Source organism: Phenylobacterium sp. (assembly GCF_020253645.1).
Taxonomy (GTDB): domain Bacteria; phylum Pseudomonadota; class Alphaproteobacteria; order Caulobacterales; family Caulobacteraceae; genus Phenylobacterium.
In genome coordinates this window covers 1-23419 of the sequence record NZ_JADCBG010000185.1, presented here as the reverse complement: position 1 = coordinate 23419, position 23419 = coordinate 1, and the positions used below count along the sequence as shown (strand labels likewise).

Annotated in this window: 21 protein-coding genes; 13 read left to right on the top strand and 8 right to left on the bottom strand. The window is 70.1% G+C overall.

Going from position 1 to position 23419, the window contains the following annotated elements; genetic code table 11:
- Positions 1-13: 13 nt before the first annotated feature.
- Both INE98_RS12365 and INE98_RS12360 read right to left on the bottom strand, forming a co-directional pair.
- Positions 14-2641: a TonB-dependent receptor gene (locus INE98_RS12365; protein WP_293539231.1), complete on the bottom strand. Its 2628-nt coding sequence runs from the start codon at positions 2639-2641 to the stop codon at positions 14-16.
- Positions 2642-2736: 95 nt separating this feature from the next.
- On the bottom strand, positions 2737-3513 hold the full coding sequence (locus INE98_RS12360) for a VOC family protein (protein ID WP_293539230.1): 777 nt from the start codon (positions 3511-3513) through the stop codon (positions 2737-2739).
- Between the two features lie 229 nt (positions 3514-3742).
- Here INE98_RS12360 and INE98_RS12355 point away from each other — a divergent pair, with 229 nt between their 5' ends.
- The 3 genes from INE98_RS12355 to mdoH all read left to right on the top strand — a co-directional run bounded on the left by INE98_RS12355 (position 3743) and on the right by mdoH (position 7601).
- Entirely contained in the window at positions 3743-4867 is a 1125-nt protein-coding gene (locus INE98_RS12355; protein ID WP_293539229.1) for an acyltransferase family protein, read from the top strand.
- Positions 4864-5550 (top strand): DUF998 domain-containing protein, encoded by a 687-nt coding sequence (locus tag INE98_RS12350; RefSeq protein ID WP_293539228.1) that lies wholly within the window; start codon positions 4864-4866, stop codon positions 5548-5550. Before INE98_RS12355 ends, INE98_RS12350 begins: the two co-directional genes overlap by 4 nt.
- Positions 5551-5660: 110 nt before the next feature.
- Entirely contained in the window at positions 5661-7601 is a 1941-nt protein-coding gene (gene mdoH / locus INE98_RS12345) for a glucans biosynthesis glucosyltransferase MdoH (RefSeq protein WP_293539227.1), read from the top strand.
- A 30-nt stretch (positions 7602-7631) separates the two neighbouring features.
- Here the strand turns inward: mdoH and INE98_RS12340 are convergent, their stop codons facing one another.
- Positions 7632-8114, bottom strand: coding sequence for a hypothetical protein (locus INE98_RS12340; protein ID WP_293539226.1), 483 nt, complete (start codon positions 8112-8114; stop codon positions 7632-7634).
- 94 nt (positions 8115-8208) lie between these two features.
- On the opposite strand from INE98_RS12340, the gene thiE reads away from it, so the two are divergent.
- The 3 genes from thiE to INE98_RS12325 all read left to right on the top strand — a co-directional run bounded on the left by thiE (position 8209) and on the right by INE98_RS12325 (position 10854).
- Entirely contained in the window at positions 8209-8880 is a 672-nt protein-coding gene (gene thiE / locus INE98_RS12335; RefSeq protein WP_293539225.1) for a thiamine phosphate synthase, read from the top strand.
- Positions 8881-8909: 29 nt separating this feature from the next.
- Complete coding sequence (locus INE98_RS12330; RefSeq protein WP_293539224.1) at positions 8910-9704, top strand: inositol monophosphatase family protein; 795 nt, start codon at positions 8910-8912, stop codon at positions 9702-9704.
- Between the two features lie 115 nt (positions 9705-9819).
- Entirely contained in the window at positions 9820-10854 is a 1035-nt protein-coding gene (locus INE98_RS12325) for a glycerophosphodiester phosphodiesterase family protein (RefSeq protein WP_293539240.1), read from the top strand.
- Here INE98_RS12325 and INE98_RS12320 read toward each other — a convergent pair.
- A complete protein-coding gene (locus tag INE98_RS12320) occupies positions 10835-12676 on the bottom strand; it encodes an ABC transporter transmembrane domain-containing protein (RefSeq protein ID WP_293539223.1) in 1842 nt (613 codons plus the stop codon). The two genes, INE98_RS12325 and INE98_RS12320, sit on opposite strands and share 20 nt — an antisense overlap.
- A gap of 119 nt (positions 12677-12795) precedes the next feature.
- Here INE98_RS12320 and rpmE point away from each other — a divergent pair, with 119 nt between their 5' ends.
- On the top strand, positions 12796-13020 hold the full coding sequence (gene rpmE, locus INE98_RS12315; protein ID WP_110450809.1) for a 50S ribosomal protein L31: 225 nt from the start codon (positions 12796-12798) through the stop codon (positions 13018-13020).
- 3 nt (positions 13021-13023) lie between these two features.
- Here the strand turns inward: rpmE and INE98_RS12310 are convergent, their stop codons facing one another.
- Together INE98_RS12310 and INE98_RS12305 are read right to left on the bottom strand one after the other, a co-directional pair.
- The gene (locus INE98_RS12310) at positions 13024-13491 is read right to left on the bottom strand and encodes a DUF1465 family protein (RefSeq protein WP_293539222.1); all 468 of its coding nucleotides are present in this window, start codon (positions 13489-13491) and stop codon (positions 13024-13026) included.
- A gap of 122 nt (positions 13492-13613) precedes the next feature.
- Positions 13614-13820, bottom strand: coding sequence for a DUF1192 domain-containing protein (locus INE98_RS12305; protein WP_293539221.1), 207 nt, complete (start codon positions 13818-13820; stop codon positions 13614-13616).
- 116 nt (positions 13821-13936) lie between these two features.
- Between INE98_RS12305 and INE98_RS12300 the strand changes: the two genes are divergently transcribed.
- From INE98_RS12300 to INE98_RS12280, 5 genes are all read left to right on the top strand, one after another.
- A complete protein-coding gene (locus INE98_RS12300) occupies positions 13937-14914 on the top strand; it encodes an NAD(P)H-quinone oxidoreductase (RefSeq protein WP_293539220.1) in 978 nt (325 codons plus the stop codon).
- A 185-nt stretch (positions 14915-15099) separates the two neighbouring features.
- On the top strand, positions 15100-16557 hold the full coding sequence (locus tag INE98_RS12295) for an MFS transporter (RefSeq protein ID WP_293539219.1): 1458 nt from the start codon (positions 15100-15102) through the stop codon (positions 16555-16557).
- Positions 16554-17282, top strand: a complete 729-nt coding sequence (locus tag INE98_RS12290) for an enoyl-CoA hydratase/isomerase family protein (protein WP_293539218.1) — start codon at positions 16554-16556, stop codon at positions 17280-17282. The genes INE98_RS12295 and INE98_RS12290 overlap by 4 nt, the downstream gene beginning before the upstream one ends.
- Before the next feature lie 54 nt (positions 17283-17336).
- On the top strand, positions 17337-18476 hold the full coding sequence (locus INE98_RS12285; RefSeq protein WP_293539217.1) for a zinc-binding dehydrogenase: 1140 nt from the start codon (positions 17337-17339) through the stop codon (positions 18474-18476).
- Between the two features lie 102 nt (positions 18477-18578).
- The gene (locus tag INE98_RS12280) at positions 18579-19751 is read left to right on the top strand and encodes an acetyl-CoA C-acyltransferase (protein ID WP_293539216.1); all 1173 of its coding nucleotides are present in this window, start codon (positions 18579-18581) and stop codon (positions 19749-19751) included.
- A gap of 60 nt (positions 19752-19811) precedes the next feature.
- On the opposite strand, the gene INE98_RS12275 is transcribed toward INE98_RS12280, so the two are convergent.
- Positions 19812-20999: a CaiB/BaiF CoA-transferase family protein gene (locus INE98_RS12275; RefSeq protein WP_293539215.1), complete on the bottom strand. Its 1188-nt coding sequence runs from the start codon at positions 20997-20999 to the stop codon at positions 19812-19814.
- Positions 21000-21128: 129 nt separating this feature from the next.
- On the opposite strand from INE98_RS12275, the gene INE98_RS12270 reads away from it, so the two are divergent.
- Positions 21129-22370 (top strand): TetR/AcrR family transcriptional regulator, encoded by a 1242-nt coding sequence (locus INE98_RS12270; protein WP_293539214.1) that lies wholly within the window; start codon positions 21129-21131, stop codon positions 22368-22370.
- Positions 22371-22448: 78 nt separating this feature from the next.
- On the opposite strand, the gene INE98_RS12265 is transcribed toward INE98_RS12270, so the two are convergent.
- Positions 22449-23419: amidohydrolase family protein (locus tag INE98_RS12265; protein ID WP_293539213.1), on the bottom strand; the 971-nt coding region annotated here is incomplete at its 5' end.

The window sequence follows — 23419 nt, the reverse complement described above, 5'->3', positions numbered from 1 at the left end:
CGGCGCAAGGGATTCAGAACACCTTGCGGAAACTGACCTCGATCACCCGGCCCACCGGGTCGAGGATGTCGGAGGCGTATCCCGCCGGGGTGGCGCCCAGCCCGTCGCGGACCTCCAGCCGGGCGTCGAAGAGGTTGTCCACGGCGAAGGTCAGACGGGCGCCCTTCAGGAAGGGCCAGCGGCGGACCAGGTCAGGCGAACCGGCGAAGGTCTCGAACACGCGCAGATCAAGGGTGGCGAAGTCGGAGAAGGTCAGGGCGCTGTCCGGGGTGTCGCCGCGCACCTGCGTGCCCTGCCTCCAGGTCCCGGACAGGCGAACGCCCCGGCCATTGCGGAACAGCCCGGCCTGAAGGTCGATGGCGTGGGCCGGGGTCCCGCCACGGGCGCCCGCCGCCGATCCGCCCAACAGGTCGAAGATCGGCCCGCCTTCGCGCACGAGGACCCGGTCCCTCAGCACGGCCGTGTGGTAGAGAGAGACCTGGAAGCCGTTGCGGGAGCCCGGCCCCCCCATCGCAGGGCCTATTCGCCCCCCCTGGCCTGCGCCTGTCGCGCCTCTGGGAGCCCCCCCGGGCGGACCCCGGAGACCCCGCTGCGGCCCGGCGCCCGAGAACCAGTTGAAACCCCAGCGGACCTCCTCCCGGTCGCTCTGCAGGAAGCTGACCGGACGGGCGTCAATAAGCACGAGACGGCCGGAGGCGTCCCTCAGGAACCGCTCGGGAAACGCCGCCTGGACCTCCGAGGTGAGGGCCGGAAGGGCGGCGGCGGCATCCTCGGCCCGGCTCTGGGTGTAGTTGATGGAGATGTTGATCTCCCGCTCTGTGAAGGGCTTCCAGTTCACGCCAAGCCGGGTCGCGTCACGGGTGTCGTTGGCCAGGCCCGGGTCCCCGCCAGAGACCTGGGTGACCTCGATGGTCTCGCCGCGAACAAAGTCGAAGACCCGGACCCCGGTCGTCACAGCCCGCGGGGCGCCCAGCTGGAGGAGGGTCGGCGGAGACTGGTCACGGCTGAAGGACGCAAGGAGGGTCAGGCGCTCGATCGGGGACCAGTTCACGCCCGCGCCGACCGCGCCAAGAGCTCCGGCATCTGACAGGCTCTCGCCCTGGAGATTGAAGTTCAGCGAGACATCGCCAAGCCGGCCGAGGCCCTCCGGCTCCCGGCGCAGAAGCGGGAGGTCCAGGCTCGCCTGGCCGTTAAGGCCGGTGCGGGACAGCTCCGTGGTCCGCTCCACATTCCGTCTCACCGAGCGCGACTTCAGCCAGTTTCCGGCGGCCCCCGCCTTGACGGAGACGAAGAGCGGGCCGGCGGGAAGCTCAGCAAGAGCGCCGGCGGCCAGGGCCTGCAGATCCGCCCCCGCCGTTCGTGATCGCGTTCGATCCGGGGCGAAGGCGGGAAGGTCGGCGGGGCTCAGGTCCGCGTAGGGATTGAAGGCGGGATCGCCCGCCGTCAGCCTGGCCTGGGCGGGCCGGGCATCGACACCTCCATCCGTCCGGGTCACCTGGTCCGCCAGATCGATCCCTCCGGTCAGGGAAAGTCGCCAGGCGCTCCGGGCGCCGTTCAGGCCGAAGCCAAGGCGGGCGTTCCAGTCCTCCGTCGTGCGACGGATGGCCCCGCGGGAGGCGTCTCGCCGGAGCAGGTCGACCGAGGATGAGAACGGCGACCAGGGTCCGGGCCCGGGCACGACCAGGGCGAAGGGCGCACGCCCTTGAAGGGCCTCGGAGTCGCCAAGGCTCAGGACCAGGTTGAGAGTCCCGGTCGTGGTCGGCGTCACATTCCGGGCGACGACGCCATTGACCTGAAGGCGGCGGGTTTCCGGCGTCAGCGTCCGGAACCTCGCCTCGCCGTCCGGCGCCAGCTTCCCGGCCAGGGGGGCGACCTCGGCGAGGGTCGGCGGCCGTACCCGGGCGACGTCGGGCACGCCTGACAGCCGCGTCGCGACCCCGGTGAGGGCGCTGAGGGCGGGGTCGATCTCTCCTCCCGGACCGCGTCCGCGAAAGGATCCGCCAGGGGTGAAGGGCGCGGCGGAGAGCGCCGGAGGTACGTCGCGCTCGGCCTCGGTCACGGCGGAGGCGTCAGTCCAGTCGACCCGCAGCTGGGTCCGCTGATCCCCGTCGATGCGGAACAGGCCGGTCTCGACTTCCCGGGTGACCGTGCCGCCCGCGGTGGCCGCTTCAAGGTCGATCTCGCCCGTGATGGCGCGAAAGGTCTTTCGGGTGACGAAGTTGAGCACCCTCTGATCGGCGGCGAAACCGTACTTGAGCGCCGCCTCCTCGGGCAGGACGTCGACCCGCAGGATGGCCTCGGAGGGCAGGTCCCTCAGTTCGGAAAATCCGGAAACGCGGGCCCCATTGAGAAGAACGACGGGCGGCCCGCCGCGGGTGCGGCCCCTTCCGGACTGGGTCTGCGGCGCCAGCTGGGCGACGAGTTCGGCGACATTGCTGACCCCGAAGGACTGGATCTCGGCCTCGTCGAGGCTGAGCTCCGGACGGATGTCGCCCACCACCCCGCCGACGGCGTCCGGCGGAGCCTCGACGACCAGTTCATCCACAAGTTTGTCGCGTCTCTCGGCCTGGGGTCCGGCCGCAAGCGCGGGGAAGGCGGCGAGGACAGGCGCCGCCAGGGCGGCCAACAGGCGTCTGGACACGGTCTTGGAACTCGAGCTGTCCTGTCGCGGACGAACATGGACATAGGACGGGCAGGACAAGGCTCCAACGCGGAGCCCCGGGATTTCCGTCGGCCTCAGCCGGCGCTGAGATGAAAACGGACGCCGCACACCTCGACCTGGTCCGGGCCGGCGGGAAGACCCCGCGAGCGGGCCCTGCCGACAATGGCGTCGACATCACGGACCCTGAGATCCACGGCCGACAGGCCCGGCCCGCGGCCGTCCGAGGGCGGGACGAAGCGGAGGGCGGCGTTGTTCAGGCGCACGCGGGGCGGACCGTCGCCGGTCTCCACCGGACATCCCGTGACCGCGCCCCAGAGACGGGCCGCAGAGGCAGGATCCTCCGCCTGGAGCTCCACCTCGGCGAGGTCGATGACGAGATCCTGCCGGATCTTGTCCTCCCAGCCGGTCCCGCCCACGGGCGGCCAGGGGCCGGCGAGATCCTCATGCTCGTCCCACTCCACATCGAGGAAGGTGGTCTTCAGGTCGCCGGGATGCAGCTGGATGAGGGTCCATCCCGGCCGGGCCGACTCCCACGCCAGGCGGACCCCCGACGCCGCGGCCCTGGCGCGGACAGCCTCGAGGTCAGCCAGGGTCTTCGCCTGGGTGATCACCATGTAGCCCCCGTCGCCTCGCCGACGATCCAGGTACCGGCCAGCCGCCGTATCCGGCTGGACCGGCGCCACCACCTCGATGAAGTTCCGGCCTAACGGCAGGAGGGTGTTCTCCAGCCCGAAGACCGCGACCCCGGGGTCGATATGGGCCCGGGCCAGGCCGAACACCGCTTCGAGGTCCTGGAGCACGGGCTCAAGTCGCGCCGCGACAAGGGCGATCTGTCTCAGCTGAATGGTCATGCGGGCCTCCCAGCGGCCGTGAGCGGATCCGGAGGCAAGCCTGATCCGGGAAGAGACGACTGGCAAGCGCGGCGGGCCGGATGGACAGACCAGGCCTTCCCGTCGCATAGAGCAGCCGGCCCGGGATGACGCTGGTCCCGGGCTCCGGATGCGCCTTTCGCTGAGAGGGAGAGCCTCAGTTGTGCTGTCAGGGGAGTCCATCTGAACGGTTGAGGCTTCGGGCCCGCCGGTGACCACATCCGCCTACCCGCGCCGGGCCGACATCGACTGGATCCGCGTCGGCGCCTTCGGCGTGCTCATCCTCTACCACGTCGGCCTCGTCTACGCGCCCTGGGACTGGCATGTGCGCAGCACCCACACCGTCGAGGCCCTCGGCCTGGCGGCCCTGGTCACCAATCCCTGGCGCCTGACCCTGTTGTTCATGGTCTCGGGCGTCGCCCTGAGGTTCCTGGTCCGCAAGACGCCGCCGGCGGAGTCCTTCCGCCAGAGGTTCGGCCGGCTGATCCCGCCCCTGCTGTTCGGAATCCTTGTCCTGGTGCCGCCCCAGTCCTGGATCGAGGCGATCGAGAAGGGGAGCTATTCGGGCGGACTGGGCGCCTGGTGGTTGTCCGAGTTCAGCCTGTCAGGACTGAGCAACGGGGTTCCTCTCAACCACGTCTGGTTCGTCCTCTACATCACGGTCTACAGCCTCGCGACCCTCGCCCTGGCCTGCTCTCCGCGCCTCTTGGCCTGGCTGGAGTCCGTGCTGGCGCGGCTTCTGGAGGGAGGCCGGCTGCTGATCGTGCCGATGATCTATCTGGCGCTTCTGCGGCTTCTGGTCTTTCCCTGGGCGGGCCTGACCAATCACATTACGGACGATCCCTATAACCACGCCATGTCGCTTGGGGTCTTCCTCACCGGGTTCCTGCTGGCCCTTCGCGATGACGTCTGGGTCCGGTTCGAGCGGATGCGCTGGACCGCCCTCGCCATCGCCGCCGCCAGCCTCCCGGCCCTCATCCTCCTGTCCCAGCCGATCCATCACGCGCCCTCCGCCCCGGCCAACCTGGTGTTCGCCGTCTACCAGTGGGCGACGATCTGCGCGGTCCTCGGATTCGGCAGCAAGCTTCTGCGCGGCGCGGATGGTCCGGTCCTGCGGTACCTGACCGACGCGGTCTTTCCCTGCTACCTGGCCCACCAGACCCTGCTGGTCATCGCCGCCCATGTGCTGAAGCCCTGGGGCCTGCCCGTCGGCGCCGAAGCGACGATTCTTGTCCTCTTCACCCTTGGCGGAAGCCTCGCCGTCTACGAAATCGTGCGCAGGGTCGGCTTTCTTCGGCCGCTCTGGGGACTGAAACCCATGAGGAGGGAGTCATGAACCGCTTCCGCCGCCGCCGGTTCCTGCTTCGGATCGGGATCGCCGCGCCCATTCTGGCCTATGTCAGCGTCGGCGTCGCCGCCCTGACCTGGCCCGGCTTTGATCACGCCACCCAGTACATCAGCGAGCTGGGCGGCGCGGCGGCCCCGCACCCGGCCATCTTCAACGTCGGCGTTCTGGTGTCAGGGGCGGGCGCCGGCCTTGCCGGGATCGGCTTCGCCCTGGCGGTCATCGCCCTGGGCGGCGCCCGGTTTTCCGCGGCGATCATCGCCCTGTGCTTTGGCCTGGCGGGGGTCGGCCTGGTGCTTTCCAGCATCTACCCCTGGCCGGACCCCCGGCATCTGGCGATCAATCTCGGCCTCGGCATCCAGATTGCACCCCTCGCCATGGTGTGGGCCCTGCGCCGCCTTGAGGGCATGGAGCGGCTCCGCATCTTCCTGCTGGGGGTGTTCGTGGTCATGGCGATCCTGACCGTCCTGACCAAGCACCTGATTTTCAAGGGCCTTGTGAATGACGACAACGTCGGATGGTGGGAGCGGGCCTTCGCCATCGTCCTGGTGGGCTGGACCGGCGTGGCGGCCTATGTGCTGGAGCGGCGACTGCTGATCATGGCCCGGGCCGAGGCAGAGGCCCAGGAGAACGGCGCCGAAAAAGAGGGCGCCTGGGGAATCCCGTCGCCCTGAGAGCGTACAGGCTTGCGTTCACGTTTCCGTTATTGCATATGCGGCGCTGCAGCATAACGCGTTTGTGATCCTCTGCCCTTGTCGGCAGGGCGAAGGAGCGGCAGCGGGCGATGGACGGTCTTCGCAGCAGGGAGTTCGGCGCGTCGGCAGACGCCGGATGGTCCGGCCCCCGCCCCGTGCGCTCCTGGCTTCCCGATGAAGCCCCGCTGGACATGCCTCGCCAGGGGCTGGCGGATGTCGGGACACCGCCGCCGATACAGACTGCGCCAGGCCTGGGCCTTCGCCGGGCCGCCATGCTCCTGGCCACCCTCTCCCTGGCCCTGTTCGCCTTCCTGACCCCCGCCAGGGTCTATGCCGAGGACGGGTTCACCGCCCTCGAGATCCTCGCGCTCTGCCTGTTCTCGGCCTTGATCATCCCCTTGTCCGGATGGTTCTGCAGCGCCTTCGCCGGCCTCGTCCTGCAGATGGTGCGCGGCGACCGCGACCACTTTGACTTCCCGGATCGTCCGCGGCGGTCGAAGGTCCGCACCGCGCTTCTGATGCCCCTCTACAACGAGGACGCCTCGGCCGCCTTCGGCCGGCTTGCACAGATCGACGAGAGCCTGCGGGCACTCGACGCCTCGGCGGCCTTTGACCTGTTCATTCTCTCCGACTCCACCTGCGCCGAGGCGGCGGAGGCGGAGTGGACCGCGTTCCAGGCCTTCCGCCTTGGCGCGGGCTGCCGGGCCTACTACCGGCGCCGGGATGCGAATACCGAGCGGAAGGCGGGGAACATTGCGGACTGGGTCCGCCGGTTCGGCGGCGCCTACCCCTACATGGTCATTCTGGACGCCGACAGCCTGATGGCCGGGGAAACCCTCCTGCACCTTGTGGACGCCATGGACCGGCGGCCGCAGGCGGGTCTGATCCAGACCACCCCCGCCATCCTGAACGCCGAGACCCTCTACCAGCGCGTCCAGCAGTTCGGCGTGCGCCTCTACGGCCGGGTGGCGGCCACCGGCATGGCCTGGTGGTCCGGCCCCGAGTCCGCCTATTTCGGGCATAACGCCATCGTCCGGGTGCGGGCCTTCGCCGAGTCCTGCGGGCTGCCCGTCCTGCCCGGCCGCAAGCCCTTCGGCGGTCATGTCATGAGCCATGACTCCGTCGAGGCCGCCTATCTGCGCCGCCAGGGCTGGGCCGTGCACATGACCGGCGCCCTGCCCGGCAGTTATGAAGAAGCACCGCCCGGCCTGCAGGCCTTCCTGGCCCGCGACCGGCGCTGGTGCCAGGGCAACATGCAGCACCTGCGCCTGCTGACGGCGACCGGTCTGCATCCCATGAGCCGGCTCCAGATGCTGATCGGCGTGATGGCCTACCTCGCCTCGCCGCTCTGGTTCCTGGCCCTGTTGACCGGCCTTGTGATCCAGTTCCAGACCGAACCGCGCCTTCTTGAGGTCTACACCCTTCACGGGTGGAGGACCATTGTGGAGCCCCGCCAGGACGGGCTGGTGGTCATGTGGATGGCCGGCCTGTCCTGGTTCCTGCTGTTCGGGCCGAAGCTGTTCGGGAGCCTGCTCGTGCTCCTGCGCCGCCGCGACCGGGAGGCCTTCGGCGGCGCCGGATTCATCCTGCCGGGCGTGGCCCTGGAAGTCTTCATGTCGATGGTGATGGCGCCCATCATGATGGTCAGCCATACGCGGATGCTGATCGAGATCTTCTCTGGCCGGGACGCCGGATGGCGACCGCAGCAGCGGGAGGCTGGCCGCATGCGGTGGTCCGAGGCCTTCGCCGCCCACGCCTGGGAGGTCCGGGCCGGCATCGTGTTCGCGGCGGCCCTGGTGGCGCGTCCGGACCTGACACTGGTGTTCCTGCCCATCGTCCTGCCCTTGCTGGCCGCTCCGGCCATCTCCCTGCTCGGGTCGCGGGTCGAGATCGGCGCGGCAACCCGCCGCGCGGGATTCCTTCTGACGCCTGAGGAACTGGATCTGGCGCCGCGTCTCCCGCAGGTCCGCAAGCCGGCTCCTGTCGCCAGTCCTCAGGGCCTCGCCGGCGCCCTTCCCGAAGCCGCCTGATCCCCACGGCCTGACCCGAAGGCGTCCGCCTCACTCCCCCGGGTAGATCTCCTCCACCAGGGCCAGGGGTTCTCCGTCCGGGGTCTCCAGGGTGGCCCGGCAATGCAGGTAGGGCGGACGTCCGGCCTCCTCGACCAGACGGGTCTCGCGTCGGACCCTGCGGTAGCCGAGGGGGCGGGCGACCACCCCGAAGGGCTCGGCCGTTTCCGCCAGCCGCCGGCGCATGTCCGCCGTCAGCCGTTCGGGCCGGTACCAGTTCACCGCCCGGGACAGGGTGTGGTCGCCCCACACCAGGCGGACCTTGCGGCAGGCCAGGACCTCTTCCGGCGCCGCCCTCAGCCCGCCTCTCACCGCCGCATCCGCGACCCCGTCGCAGGGCTCGACCCGGGCGCGTACAAGCGGCCCGCCAGGCAGGCCGAGGGCCTCGCAGCGAGCCTGGAGGACCGCCGTGGCGCTGTCGGCGGCGTCAAGCTCCCGGCGGAGGGACGCAAGGTCATCGGAAAGCAGGAACATCGGGCGTGGCCTTACCACCGCCCGCCCCGGCGCCCAATACATTCCGGACCCTGCGGCCTTGGGCGCCAGCCCAGGTGAAGCTAGAAGGGACGACATGTCCGCTCTTCCCTGCCGCCTCTACCTGATCACGCCACCCCGGCTGGACGATATCGACGCCTTCGCCAGGCGTCTGGAGGCCGCCCTGTCGGCCGGAGACGTCGCCGCCCTTCAGATTCGCCTGAAGGGCGCTTCGGAGGAAGAGATCACCGAGGTGGTGCGCGCGCTTGGTCCCGTCGCCCGCGCCCATGATGTCGCCCTGATCCTGAACGACGATCCGGCCCTCGCCGCGAGGCTGGATTGCGACGGGGTGCACGTGGGCCAGTCGGACGCCTCCTGCGCCGAGGCCCGGCGCCTTGTCGGCCGGGACAGGATCGTCGGGGTCACCTGCCACGACAGCCGGCACCTCGCCATGGAGGCGGCGGAGATGGGGGCCGACTATGTCGCCTTCGGCGCCTTCTTTCCCACCTTCACCAAGGACGCCCCGACCCGGGCGGACCCGGAGATCCTGTCGGTCTGGCAGGAGACCATGGAAACGCCCTGCGTCGCCATCGGCGGGATCACGCCCGACAACGCCCGCGGCCTGGTCGCCGCGGGGGCGGACTTCATTGCGGTGTCCTCCGGCGTCTGGAGCCATCCTGATGGCGAGGCCGAGGCGGTGCGCGCCCTCAACGCGACCATCGCCGGGGGCCTGGCGGACCGGGCCGGCTCCGGCGCCGCCTTGCCTTGAGGCGCCCGGGCCACTAGGGTCCGCGCCCCATGTCGACCCAGTCCGCCCTCCTCAAGGTCATGTCCGACGCCGCCCGCAAGGCGGCCCGGGGCCTCAACCGCGACTTCGGCGAGCTGGCCGAGCTTCAGGTCTCGCGAAAGGGCGCCGCCGACTTCGTCTCCGCCGCCGACATCAAGGCCGAACAGTCGCTCTTCGAGAGCCTGACCAAGGCCCGGCCCGGCTACGGGTTCCTGGGCGAGGAGCGGGGCCTGATCGAGGGCACCGACAAGACCCACACCTGGATCGTCGACCCCCTGGACGGCACCACCAACTTCCTGCACGCCATCCCGCACTTCGCCATCAACATCGCCCTTCAGCGCGAGGGAGCGGTGGTGGCCGCCGTCACCTACAATCCCGTATCCAACGAGCTCTTCTGGGCCGAGAAGGGCAAGGGCGCCTTCGTCAACGATCGCCGGCTGCGCGTCGCCGCCCGCCAGCGCCTGGACGAGTCGGTCCTGGCCACCGGCATTCCCTTCCTCGGCCATGGTCAGCACGCCCGGTTCCTCAAGGAACTTCACCAGATCAGCCAGCGCGTCGCCGGGGTCCGCCGGTTCGGCGCAGCGGCCCTCGACCTGGCCTGGGTGGCGGCCGGCCGCATGGATGGCTTCTGGGAGCGGGACCTCAGCGCCTGGGACCTGGCGGCGGGCCTTCTGCTGGTGACGGAGGCGGGCGGCAAGGTGACCACCGCCGAGGGCGGCGACGACGTCTTGGCCGCCGGCAGCGTCTGCGCCGCCAACCTGGACCTGCACCCCCTGATTCTCGAGCGTCTGCGCGCCGCGGCCTGAGCGCCCCGGCCGGGTTGACGAAACCGTCACGCCCCTGCGTTAGTCGGGGCCCATGGTCCAGATCCGTCCCTCGCGCCGCGCCTTCGGCGTCGGCCTCGCCGCTGCAGGAGCCCTCATGGCCTCCGCCCGCACCGCCTCAGCTTCACCCCGCCCCCAGGTCATCGCCCATCGCGGCGCCAGCGGCTATCGGCCCGAGCACACCGCCTCGGCCTACCGCCTGGCCATCGCCCAGGGCGCCGACGTCATCGAGCCCGACCTCGTCCTGACGAAGGACGGCGTCCTCGTGGCGCGCCACGAGAATGACATCGGCGACACCACCGACGTCGCCTCCCGGCCCGAATTCGCAAGCCGCCGCCGGGTCCAGGAGATTGACGGCGAGCGGTTCGAAGGCTGGTTCACAGAGGACTTCACCCTGGCCGAGCTGAAGACTCTTCGCGCCCGCGAGCGTCTGCCCCAGCTGCGCCCCGGCAGCGCCCGCCACGACGGCGAGGACCAGATCCTGACCTTCGCCGAAGTCGCGGCCATCGCGAGGCGGGAGTCGGCCCGGACAGGCCGGCCGATCGGGATCTGCCCGGAGATGAAGCATCCTGCACACTTCCGGCGGCTGGGGCTCGCCTTCGAGCCCATCATGGCCGCCGCCCTGAAGGCCGAGCGCCTCGACTCGCCTTCTGCCCCCGTTCTGGTCCAGTGCTTCGAAGTCGGGCCCCTGAAGACCCTCGCCACCCTTTCCGGTGCGCCCCGGGTCCAGCTGGTCTCGGCTGACGGCGGCCCCGCCGACCTGCCGGGCGTCCGCTATCAGGACATGGTGACCGCCGAAGGGCTGATGGCCATCGCCGGCTATGCCCAGGCCGTGGGCCCTGAATGGCGTCTGGTCCTGAAGGTGGATGACGCAGGCGCCCTGGCCGGGCCGACGCCCCTGGTCGCCGCGGCGCGGGCGGCCCGCCTCAAGGTCTTTCCCTGGACGGTGCGCGCCGAGAACGCCTTCCTCCCGAGGGCCCTTCAACGAGGGGAAGGCCCCAGCGCCCATGGCGACCCGGCCAGCCTCCTGAAGGCGCTCTACGCGGCGGGGGTGGACGGGGTCTTCTGCGACTTCCCGGACCTCGCCGTGGCCGCCAGGGACGGCGAATCCCTCAGTCCGCACCGTCCGTGAACTGAAGGGCGGCCAGCCGGGCGTAAAGCCCGCCGCGGGCGATCAGCTCTGCGTGGGAGCCTGTCTCGACGACCCGTCCGGCGTCCATCACCACGATCCGGTCGGCCTTCAGGACGGTGGCGAGACGATGGGCGATGACCAGGGTGGTGCGACCGCGCATGGCTTCGTCCAGGGCCTCCTGAACCAGCTTCTCGTTCTCGGCGTCGAGGGCGCTGGTCGCCTCGTCCAGCAGCAGGATGGGCGCGCCGCGGACCAGGGCCCGGGCGATGGCCAGTCGCTGCCGCTGGCCGCCTGACAGGCCCCTCGCCCGCTCGCCGAGCGCCGTATCGAAGCCTTCGGGAAGGGTTGCGATGAACCCTTCCGCCTGGGCGGCCCGGGCTGCGGCCCGAACCTCGTCTTCGCCCGCTCCCTCGCGCCCGAAGGCGATGTTCTCTGCAGCGGAGCCGGAGAAGAGGGGGCTGTCCTGGGCCACCAGGGCGGCTTGGGCGCGGATATCCCTCGGGTCGGCCCGGCGCAGGTCCACCCCGTCGATCCGGACCACGCCCGAACCCGGATCGTAGAAGCGAAGCAGCAGGCGGAAGACGGTGCTCTTGCCGGCCCCGGAGGGGCCGACGAGGGCGACCCGCTCGCCGGGCGCAACAGTGAGGGTAAAGCCATCCAGGGCCGGCGTCGCCGCCCGTCCGGGATAGGCGAAGACCACCTCCTCGAAGCGGACCTCCCCCCGGCCAGGCAGCTTCTGCGGGTCCGCGGGCGGTGCGATCCCGGGCCGAGCGCCAAGCAGTTCGGCGATCCGTTCCATGGCCCCCGCCGCCTTCTGCACGTCGCCCCACATTTCCCCAAGGGAGCCGACCGCGCTGGCGGCGAAGACGGACAGGAAGGCGAACTGGAAGAGGGCCCCCCAGCTGAGCTCGCCCCGCTGTCCGGCGTGGACGCCGAGCCAGAAGACGGCGACCACGCCGCCGAAGACCAGCACGATGGCCGCCGCCGTCATCACCGCCCGGGCGGTCATCCGCCGGAGCGAGGTCCGGAAGGACTTTTCGACCGCCGCCCCGAACCGCTCCGACGCCGCCTGCTCCCGGCCGAAGGCCTGCACGGTCTCCAGGGCGTCGAGGGTCTCGCCGGCATGCCCCACGGCCCGGGCGAACTCGTCCTGGGTCGCGGTGGTCAGGTTCCTCAGCGGGCGGGCGAACAGGAAGAGGGGCACCACCACCACCGGAATGATCAGAAGCACAAGCAGGGTCAGCTCGGGACTGACCAGCAGCATCAGGACGAGGGCGCCGATCAGGATCAGGGTGTTGCGGAGAAAGACCGACGCCGTCGTCGCCAGCAGGTTCTCGATGATCTGGATGTCGGTGGTCAGGCGCGACAGGACCTCGCCGGTTCTGGTGGCCATGAAGAAGGCGGGATCGAGGGTCAGGATGTGGCCGTAGACCGACTTGCGAAGGTCGGCGACGATCCGTTCCCCGAGGCGGGTGACCCAGTAGTACCGCAAGGCCGTGAAGAGCCCCAGCGCCACGGCCACGGCGCCCAGCAGCCAGAACCAGGGATCCACGGGGGCGCCGCTTTGGTCGGATGTCAGATGGTCGACCAGCAGGCGGACGGCGCCGGTCATGCCGAGGGTCGCGGCAGAGGTGGCGACCATGAGGACGCCGGCGATGACGGCTTCTGCGCCATGGGCCTTCAGGATCGGCCAGAGGGTGGACAAGGCCTTCAGGTTTCGGGTCGAGGCCCGGCGTTCCGCCGCCGCCTCCATGTCCTGGGCCAGGGCGCCGCCCGCGCTGGGGCGTCCCTCCACCGGGGTTTCGACGGAACTCTCGGTCATCCGGACCACGCCCTTGCTCTACCGGCGCCCTTTGCTGTAGAAGGCGCGCTTTCCGCTCCCCGGCTGGCCGGGGTCGGCGGACTGAAACTGGCCGTTCCTTTACGTCGGATGATCCCGAGATGAAACAAGACACCCATCCCGACTATCACTTCATCACGGTGGTGATGACCGACGGCTCCAGCTACCAGACCCGCTCGACTTACGGGAAGGAAGGGGCGACCCTCAACCTGGACATCGACCCCAAGACCCATCCGGCCTGGACGGGCGGCAACCAGCAACTGCTGGACCGCGGCGGCCGCGTCTCCAGGTTCAACGCCAAGTTCGGCGGCTTCACCCGCAAGTAGGCGTCAGACCACGAAGGCGGAACGAAGGCGCTCGATCTGCGAGGCGACCGGGTTGGCCGGCGCGTCGAGCTCCACATAGAGCTGGCGATCCATACGGCTGACGCGCTCAAACAGGCGGTCTGCCCGCCGGCAATAGCCGGTAAGGGCGTCCGGCGCGCGGGGCGGGACCCGTGGCGCTCCGGAGTCCTTCAACCGATAGAGCGGCTCGGCCGCGACCTCTGGGGCAAGCTCGCCCTCGCGCACCGCCTTCTGCACAAGAAGCCAGGACGTCATCTGCATCAGGCGGGTGGTCAGGCGCATGCTCTCTGCGGCGAAGGCCGAAGCCGCCTCCCGGCTCATCCGGCGCGACTCCAGGCGCCCGATTCCGTCGAGATAGGCCGACACCTCCGCGATCAGCTCCATGCCTTCGCGGAAGGTCCTGTCGAAGAGCTCCGCCGAGGCCCGGTCGAGGATGACCCCCGGCTTCGTCATTGCAGCTGATTTCGCTCCGAAGGTCATCCCCGGCTCCTGTCCGCGCCCTGCCGACGAACGGGCGACTCACCCTCCGCCGGTCTCTGCCTGCGCGGATTCCGGAAGGGCGGCAAGAGCAAGGTTCAGTCCCCCGGCTTCCCGAAAAGAGCGTCCGCGGCCTTCCGCCCCGCCGCCTTCCGGCCGATCTGGCCGCGACAGCGCTCGATCTCCGCCTCAAGGAGGCCGATCCGCTCCTGCAGGTCGTCGATCGAGAACAGCTCGAGATCTTCCCTCAGCGCCTGCTCCAGGGCCGCCCCGCGCCCGCGGCGCACTTCCTCGGCGTCTTCCATCCTTGCCTCCGGCCCCCCTGCCTCAGGACCCGTGCGAGACCCCTTGGCGTCCCCCCGGTCCTGGGCCTATCTGACGCAGCGGACAGCGCGGACGCAAGGGCGCGGGGAGAACAAGAATGGGCGAGATGATGACGGCCATCGCCGTCGAGGGTGGTCGCGGCGGGCCCGAGGCGATGAAGGCGGTGGAGATCCCCAGGCCTGCGCCGGGCGCCGGAGAGATTCTGATCCGCGTCGACGCCGCCGGAATCAACAGGCCTGACCTCCTGCAACGCATGGGCGGCTATCCTCCGCCGCCGGGAGCGCCGGAAACGCTTGGCCTGGAGGTGGCCGGCGAGGTTGTCGCCGGCGGGGGTCGCTGGCGGGCGGGCGACAGGGTCTGCGCCCTCCTGGGCGGCGGCGGCTATGCGGAGTATGCGGTGGTCGACGCCCGGCATGTCCTGCCGATTCCCGAAGGCCTGACGCCCATCGAGGCGGCGGGGCTGCCGGAGACGGTCTTCACGGTCTGGGCGAACGTCTTCGAGCATGGCGCCCTTCAGGCCGGCGAGACCCTTCTGGTGCACGGCGCCACATCCGGCATCGGCGTCACCGCCATCCAGATGGCCAAGGCCGCAGGCGCCCGCGTCATCGCCACCGCCCGGGGCGCGGCCAAGGCCGCCAGGGCCCTGGCGCTGGGCGCCGACATCGCCATCGACGCTTCTGCAGAGGACTTCGGCCCCAGGGTGAAGGCCGAGGGGGGCGTGGACGTGGTCCTCGACATGGTGGGCGGGGATTATTTCCTCCGGGAGCTCGATGCGCTGAAGACGGGCGGACGCATCGTCTTCATCGCCTCCCTCGGCGGCGGCGAGGTGGTCCTGCCGATCTTCCGGCTGATGCAGAAACGGGCGGTGATCACGGGGTCGACTCTTCGGCCTCGCTCCGCCGATGAGAAGGCCTGGCTGGCGGCGGCGGTGGAGGGACAGGTCTGGCCCTGGATCGCTTCGGGGCGGTTCCGCCCGGTCATCGACCGGACCTTCCCCCTCGCCCGGGCCGGCGAGGCCCACGCCGCCCTGGAAGCGGGCGACCATGTGGGCAAGATCGTGCTGACCTGCACCTGACGGCCAGGGGCTCCCTGTCCTTAGCTCAGGCAGGTGACCCCATGCCCGGTTCTTGTCTCTGACCCCCCCTCCAAGCGCCCATACCGGCTTGACAAAACTCACCCGGCGTCATGCTCTGACCCCCGGGGGGAGAAGGAACGGCCGGGCGCGAATCCGGTCGCGAACCCGCAGTGACGGGAGGCGGCATGGCCGTTCAGGACGTCGACGACGAGGCCCCCGCCGGGGGTCGCCGCAGACCGCTCTCCTTTCGGACCAAGGCCTTCTATGGCGTCGGCTCGGTGGCCAACGGCGCCTATGTCGCGCTCGGCGGTCTGGCCATGTTCTTCTACAGCCAGGTGGTCGGAGTCCCGCCCCATATCGTCAGCCTGGCGATCTCTGCGGTCATCTTCATCGACGGCTTCTGGGACCCCCTGATCGGCCATGGATCGGATCAGTTCCGCTCCCGGATCGGCCGGCGGCATCCCTTCCTCTACCTGGCCATGTTCCTGGTCCCGGTGGCCCTCTTCCTGCGTTGGCATCCCCCCGGCTGGGACGCCTCCGTAATGTTCTGGTACATCCTCGGCACGGGCCTGTTCGTAAACCTGGCCTGGAGCCTTTACGAGATCCCGTCAGGGGCCATGGCGCCGGAACTGGCGCCCGACTATCACGACCGGACCGTCCTCCTGGGCTACCGCTGGATACTTGGTTCCCTCGGCACCGCCCTGGCGACCGTGCTGATCTACGGCATCTTCCTGAGGAAGACTCCAGAGCATCCGGTCGGACAGCTCAACGCCGACGGCTACGGGCCCCTGTCCATCGCCATCATCCTGATCTTCCTGGCGGCGGGCCTGACCATGGCCCTGGGCACCCAGAAGCAGGCGGCGGGTTTCCACCAGCGTCCCCATGAACCCGGCCGGACCTTCCGGGACGACTGGCGCGACGCCCTGGTCACCCTGACCAACCGCAACTTCATCGTCGCCCTGATGGCCCAGGTCATCGCCGGACTGGGGTTCGGCATCGCTGCGGGCCTGACCCTCTACTTCCAGACCTATCTCTGGGAGCTGAAAGCCCAGGACATCCTGATCCTCACCCTGTTGGGAATCCCGGGGCCGATCTTCGGCGGCATCCTCGCCCCGCGGCTGGCCCGCCGCTTCGGCAAGAAGAAGGCGGCCATGGCCCTCTTCTTCACCAGCGTGGTCTTCGGCCATACGCCCATGTTCCTCAAGCTGATCGGGGTGCTGCAGTTGAACGGGACCCCGGCCCTGCTCTGGGTCCTCGCCAGCTTCACCTTCGTGCAGATGGTCTGCGCCATCGCCGGCTACATCCTGGCCTCGTCCATGATCGGCGACATTGTGGAGGAGGTGCAGGTCCGCACCGGCCGGCGCGCAGAGGGGCTGCTGACCACCGCGGACAGCCTGCCCAGCAAGATCGTCAATGCTATCGCCGCCCTCATCCCGGGCCTGATCCTCACCGCCGTGGCCTTCCCGACCAAGGCCCAGCCCAGCGACCGGACCATGGAGCTGATCACCCAGGTGGGCTGGCTCTACCTGCCGACGGTGCTTGTCCTGTTCCTCGGCTCGGTGGCGACCTGGTCCTTCTACCGGCTGGACGAAGAGAGCCACGCCCGCAACCTCAAGACCATCGCGGGGGACCCGCCCCCGTGACCGGCGCGCCCGTCCTGACAGCCCTTCACGAGGGCTGGGGCGAGCTTGTCCTCAACCGGCCGGAACGCCGGAACGCCCTGGCGCCCGCTTCGGCCCGGGACCTGCGGGAGGGTCTGGCCGCCCTGCTTCAGGGCGGGGCGCGGGTCATCCTGCTGCGCGGGGAGGGCGGAACCTTCTGCTCCGGCCTCGACATCGACCTCTTCCAGGGCGGGGCGGGGGCGGCCTGGGCGGCAGACTGGACGGGCATTCACCGGGACCTCCACGCCTGTCCCGCCGTCGTGATCTGCGCCCTTGAGCGCTACGCTATCAACGCCGGCGCCGCCCTGGCCCTGGCCTCGGACCTCATGGTCGCCGGCGAGGGTGCAGTGCTGACCGTGGGCGAGGCGGCCATCGGCATGCACGCCCCCATGAACCTGGCCTGGCTGAGGCTCCGGGCGGCCGAGTCCGTCGCCGCCCAGCTGGCTCTCGGCGCAGGACGCATGAACGGCGCCGACCTGCATCGCCTCGGCCTGGCCTGGGCCCTGGTCCCCGACGCCGCCGTCCTTGATCACGCCCGGGCCGCCGCAGTGCGGATGGCGGGCTGGCCGGCCGGGACCCTGGCCGGGATCAAGGCGGCGATGCGCCGTCCAGTTCCGGCGGGCGGCGACGTCTTCGACGCCGTCCAGGCACGGCCCGGCGAGGGCGGGGCGGCGCCGTCGCGGAGAGGTGGCGACGCCCGCCCTTGACATACCCCCGGCTCAAATGAGCGTATCGCCGCCCAGACGAAGAGAGATGACCCCATGACCACGTCCGTTCCCGACACCTTCCTCCAGCTGCGCACCGAGGTCACCGCCGACGCTTCCGAGCTGCGCCTGTTCCTGGCCAGGGTCCCGACTCCGAAGCCCGGCGACGGCGAGGTCCTGGTCCGGGTGCGCGCGACGCCGATCAACCCCTCCGACCTCGGCCTGCTGGTCGGTCCCGCCGACCTGGACGCCGCCAAGGTCTCCGGCGCCGGTGAGGACGCCGTCCTGTCCGCGCCCATACCGCCGGCCCTGCGCCGGGCCGTAGCCGCCCGCGCCGGCGCCGCCCTTCCCGTCGGTAACGAGGGGGCGGGCGAGGTCGTCGCCGCCGGGGCGTCCCCTGAAGCTCAGGCTCTGCTCGGCCGCACCGTAGCCATCCTCGGCGGCGAGATTTACGCAGAGTATCGCTGCGTGCGCGCCGCCGACGCCCTGCTCCTGCCGGAGGGGACGGATCCCCGCGACGGCGCGTCCTGCTTCGTCAACCCGCTCACCGCCCTCGGCATGGTCGAGACCATGAAGCTGGAGGGCCATTCGGGCCTCGTCCACACCGCCGCAGCCTCCAACCTGGGCCAGATGCTGAACCGCATCTGCCTGGAGGACGGCGTGCCCCTGGTGAACATCGTCCGCAGCCCGGCCCAGGCGAAGATCCTGAAGGACCAGGGCGCGAAGGTGGTCTGCGATTCCTCCCAGCCCGACTTCATGGAGAGCCTGGTGGCGGCCCTGACCGAGACCGGCGCCACCCTCGGCTTCGACGCCATCGGCGGCGGCAGGCTCGCCGGGCAGATCCTGACCGGCATGGAGATCGCAGCCAACGCCCGCAACCCGGCCGGCTTTTCGCGCTACGGCTCCACCATTCACAAGCAGGTCTACATCTACGGCGGCCTCGATACAGGCCCGACCGAGCTGAACCGCGGGTTCGGCATGGCCTGGGGCCTGGGCGGCTGGCTCCTGACCCCCTTCCTGATCCGTGTCGGCAAGGAGGGGGTCGACCGCCTGCGGGCGCGGGTCGTGGCGGGTCTCAAGACCACCTTCGCCTCGGGCTACACCACCGAGGTTTCCCTGACCGACCTGCTCAAGCCCGAGGTCGTCAGGGCCTGCAACCGCAAGGCCACCGGCGAGAAGTTCCTGGTCCGGCCCTGACCCCGACACCGCCCCGGCGGAGGGGCCTTCCGCCGGGGGATTCACATTGCCAAGGCCGGTCCGCGCCGCCATAACCACGAACACAAGAGGGAGGTTTTTCTCATGCGTGAAGCCGTAATCGTTTCCTATGCCCGCACGGGCCTGGCCAAGTCCGGCCGGGGCGGGTTCAACATGACGCCGCCGATGTCCATGGCCGCCCACGCGATCAAGCATGCGGTGGAGAAGTCCGGCGTCGAGAAGGACTTCGTCGAGGACTGCTTCCTCGGCAACAACGCCCACGCCGCCCCGAACATCGGCCGCCAGGCCGCCCTTCTGGCCGGCATGCCGGTGACCACCGCGGGCGTGTCCGTGAACCGCTTCTGCTCATCCGGCCTGCAGACCATCGCCATGGCCGCCAACCACATCCGGGGCGACGGCGCCGACTGCGTCGTGGCCGGCGGGGTGGAGAGCATCTCGGTGTCAGGTGGGCGCTTCCCCCCCGAGGCGATGGATCCGGAGCTGCCGAAGATCGCCCCGGCCATCTACATGGCCATGATCGACACCGCGGACATCGTCGCCAAGCGGTACAATGTCAGCCGCGAGGCTCAGGACGAGTTCTCCCTGCGCTCGCAGATGCGGATGGCCGCCGCCCAGCAGGCCAACCTGTTCGCCGACGAAATCGTCCCGATGAAGACCAAGATGAAGCAGGTCAACAAGGAGACGAAGGAAGAGACCATCGTCGACTACACCGTGACCCGCGACGAGTGCAACCGCCCCGACACCACCCTGGAGGGCCTGGCCAAGCTCCAGCCCGTCATGGGCGAGGGCAACTTCATCACCGCCGGCAACGCCTCCCAGCTGTCTGACGGCGCCGCCGCGGTCCTGCTGATGGAAGGCAAGGAAGCCGAGCGCCGGGGCCTCAAGCCCCTCGGCCGCTTCGTGTCCTGGGCCGTCGCCGGCTGCGAGCCCGACGAGATGGGCATCGGCCCGGTCTTCGCCATTCCGAAGCTGCTGAAGCGCAATGGCCTGAAGGTCGACGATATCGACCTGTGGGAGCTGAACGAAGCCTTCGCCAGCCAGTGCCTCTACTGCCGTGACCACCTTGGCATCGATCCCGAGAAGTACAACGTCAACGGCGGCTCCATCGCCATCGGTCACCCCTTCGGCATGACCGGGGCCCGCCTGACGGGCCACGTCCTGCAGGAAGGCCAGCGCCGCAAGGCCAAGTGGGCCGTGGTGACCATGTGCATCGGCGGCGGCCAGGGCGGCGCCGGCCTGTTCGAAGTCTACAACTGATCGGCAAGGCCCCCGCCTCCGGGCGGGGGCTGACGCCTCAGCGCCTGTCGTGGCCCGCGCTCACCCGAGCCGGGCCATGACTTTTTCGATGACCTCCCTCGCGACCCCGGCCTCGACCAGGACCTCCCGGGTATGCTCGCCCAGCTTCGGCGCCCCGCGGGTCACCTCCGGCGCCCCCTCGGGGAAGCGGCCCGGCGCCGCCGGCGAGGCCATGCGCCCGCCCCATCCGTCCGAGACCTCCACGGCGCAGCCCGTGGCCAGGTACTGCTCGCTGCCCACCACCTCCGACAGGCTCTGCAGGGGCGCCCAGGCCAGGTCCGCCTCGGTCAGGATCACAGCCGCCTCGGCCAGGGTCATTCGCGCGAAGGCCGCGTCCGCCCGGGCCCGGATCTCGCGGACGATGTCGAGGTCCGTGGTCGGCAGGGCGTAGCGGGGATCGTCGATGACTTCAGGATGCCCAAGCACCTTCATGAGGGTGGGGTAACAGGCGGGGTCCTTCAGCACGAAGGTGATCCAGCGGTTGTCCAGGGTCCGGAAATAGATACCGGCGATCGGATGCGGCCGCAGGCTGCGGGGCTGGTTGGTCGGCGCCTCGCCGAAGCGCAGCTGGGTGGCCATGTCCCACCCCAGGGCGTAGGCCGCCGTCCGCAGGAGGGAGCACTCCACCAGCCGTCCGCGTCCCGTCGCATGGCGCTCGTGGAGGGCCGCCAGCACCGACGACAGGGTCGCCAGGGCGGTGGTGTGGTCGCCAAAGCCCGGCCGGCAGGCGAAGGGCTCCTGGTCCGGGGGAATGTGCGAGCGCCCGACCCCGCTCTTGGTCCAGAAGACGGTGATGTCGAAGGCCTGCAGGGCGACGTCCGGCCCCTCCAGCCCCACCCCGGAGACGCTGGCGTAGATCAGCCGGGGGAAGGCGGCCTTGAGGCTGTCATAGTCGAGGCGGGCCCGTTTCAGGGCGCCGGGCCGCAGGTTGGTGACGAAGACATCGGCGTCCGTAAGCACGGCCAGCAGGGCCTCCCGCCCCTCCGGCGAGGCGATGTCCAGCGCCACGCCGCGCTTGCCGCGGTTTTCCATGGTGAAGATGGGATTGCCGGGGGTCTCGGCGCTTTCCGGGAAGAAGGTCCGGGTGGCGTCGCCGCCCAGCGACTCCACCTTGATCACGTCGGCGCCCCAGTCGGCCATGATCGCGGCGCACCCGGGCGCGGCGATCCAGGTGGCGAGTTCGACGACCTTCAGTCCCTGAAGCAGCATGGCGTTTCCCCCTGACGTCTGCGCGCCCTGTGGGCTTCGAGATTGGCCCTGATTGACCGGCCTCACAAGCCGATCTATCCCCGCTTGAGCCTCTGGGCGCCGCTGCGGCGCTCCCCGCGGAGCCGTCCGATGACCACCGAACATCCTCCCGAAGGGGCCGCCCCCGCCGCCGCCTCGGGCCGGACGCCGAGCCGGCGCTACATGGCGAGGCGGGACGCCATCATCGCCTCGGCCATCCGCGAGATGAACCGGCACGGCGTGCGCGGCATGACCCTGGGCGACGTCGCCGCCCGCCTCGACCTGGTGCCCACCGGGGTCATCTATTACTTCCGCAACAAGGAAGACCTGGCCGCCGCCGCCTTCGAGCGCAGCATCGGCCGGATCCGCGAGATGGCTGAGTCGGCGCGCGGCCATGTCACGGAACGCGAGCGGGTCCAGATCTTCATCGACCAGTTCATCGGCCTCCAGCAGCGCGTCGAACTGGGCGAGGCGGAGCCCCTGACCGTCTTCAACGACGTCAGGGCCCTCAACAGCGCCTCCGTGAACGAGGCCTATGTCGGCATGTTCCGGACGGTCCGCGCCCTGCTGGACCGCCGGGAGAACCGCACCCGGGCGGACCTCAACGGACGCACCCATCTGCTCGTCAGCGCCCTGACCTTCGTCAGCGCCTGGATCTACACCTGGCGGGTCGAGGATTATCCTCGCATCAGCCAGAGGATAGCCTCCATCCTGCTGGACGGGATCCCGAGAGGCGGGAACGTGCCCGGGGCCCGTGTCCTTGACCTCCAGCCCGGCGGCGAGGAGATCGACGAGGGCTCGGCCGAGCACTTCCTGCGGGCCGCCACCCAGCTGATCAACGATGAAGGCTATCACGGGGCGTCGGTCGACCGCATTTCCTCGAAGCTGAATGTCACCAAGGGCGCCTTCTACCACTACAACGCCACCAAGGATGACCTGGTGGTGGCCTGCTTCCAGCGAACCTTCGACGTCCTCTGGCGCGCCATAGACGCCGCGGAGGCGGCGGGGGGCGAAGGCCTGGAGGTGATGCACTCCCTGCTCAGCGCCGTCGTCCAGCTGCAGGTGGGGCCCGCCCCGCTGCTTCGGACCAGCGCCCTGTCGACGGTGCCGGAGGAGATCCGCGCGGACCTGATGTTCCGTCTTCGGCAGATTTCCATCCGGCTTGGGTCAATGCTCTGCGACGGGATCGCCGACGGATCCATCCGCGCCCTGGACACGGCCATCACCGCCCAGATTCTCACGGCCGGGATCAATGCCGCATCCGAGCTGTCCTGGTGGCAACCCGGCGACGATCCGGCCTCGGGAGCGAACCTGTTCACAGAGGCCATGATCCGCGGGATCATCCACGCCTGAGGCGGACGAGAGGGCGACGGAGACGGACGTCGGCTCCGGCGCAGTTTCAGCTTCTAGAGGCGTTGCGGTGAAGCCGGGTCAGTGGACCCTGCGAAGCACCTGTCCGGCGCGCTCGCCCGTATGCCGGTCGTCCTCGATGTTCACGCCTCCGTTCACGATCGTCGCGCGATAACCCCGGGCCCTCTGGATGTAGCGCGGGGCGCCGCCCGGGAAGTCGTTGACGATCTGCGGCTGCAGGCTGCGGAGCTCCGCCAGGTTGATCACATTGACGTCCGCCCGCCGGCCCGGCGCAAGGACGCCTCGGTCCGTCAGGCCCAGGACACGGGCGGGCTCCGCCGTGATCCGGCGGACCCCCTCCTCGAGGGAATAGACCCCCCGGTCGCGCACCCAGTAGGACAGGACGAAGGTCGACCAGTCCGCATCCATGATCTGCGAGACGTGGGCCCCGGCGTCGCCGAGGCTGGGCAGGATGCGCGGGCTGGCGAACAGGTCGCCCAGCTCGTCCAGGTTCTGGCAGAACAGCCTCAGGTTGAAGAGGCCCCGCCCCTCGGTCGCAAGCGCCTGGTCGAGGAAGAGCTCCACGAAGCTCTTGCCGGTGCGCTCCATGACCTGGCGCATGTTCTGGTCGACGTCCTGTCCATGGTCCGGGCTGTCGCCGGCGCCCAGGTCGTAGATGGTCGCCAGGTCCTTCCAGCCATCGGTGCGGCGGCCCTCGGCGATGAGGGCCTCCTGGGTCGCCGGGTCGCGGATGGCCGCCAGCCGGCCGGCCAGGTCAAGCTTGCGGATACGCTCCCAGGTCTCGCCGCGGAAGGGCAGGTGGGACTGGAGGCCGAACATGAAGCCGGTGCCGCGCACCTGGATGATGGCGGTCATGTCCCGCTCGCCGATCATCTTGTCGAGGTATTCCGCGCCGCCGCGGCCCGCACCCTTCTGGGCGCCGACGCCCCAGCTGAAGAGGACCCGCGCACCGGCGTCGGCGATGGCCTGCAGGACCTCGGGCGAAGCGCCCACCGCCTGCATCAATCCGCCGCGGGCGCCGACGGTGCGGG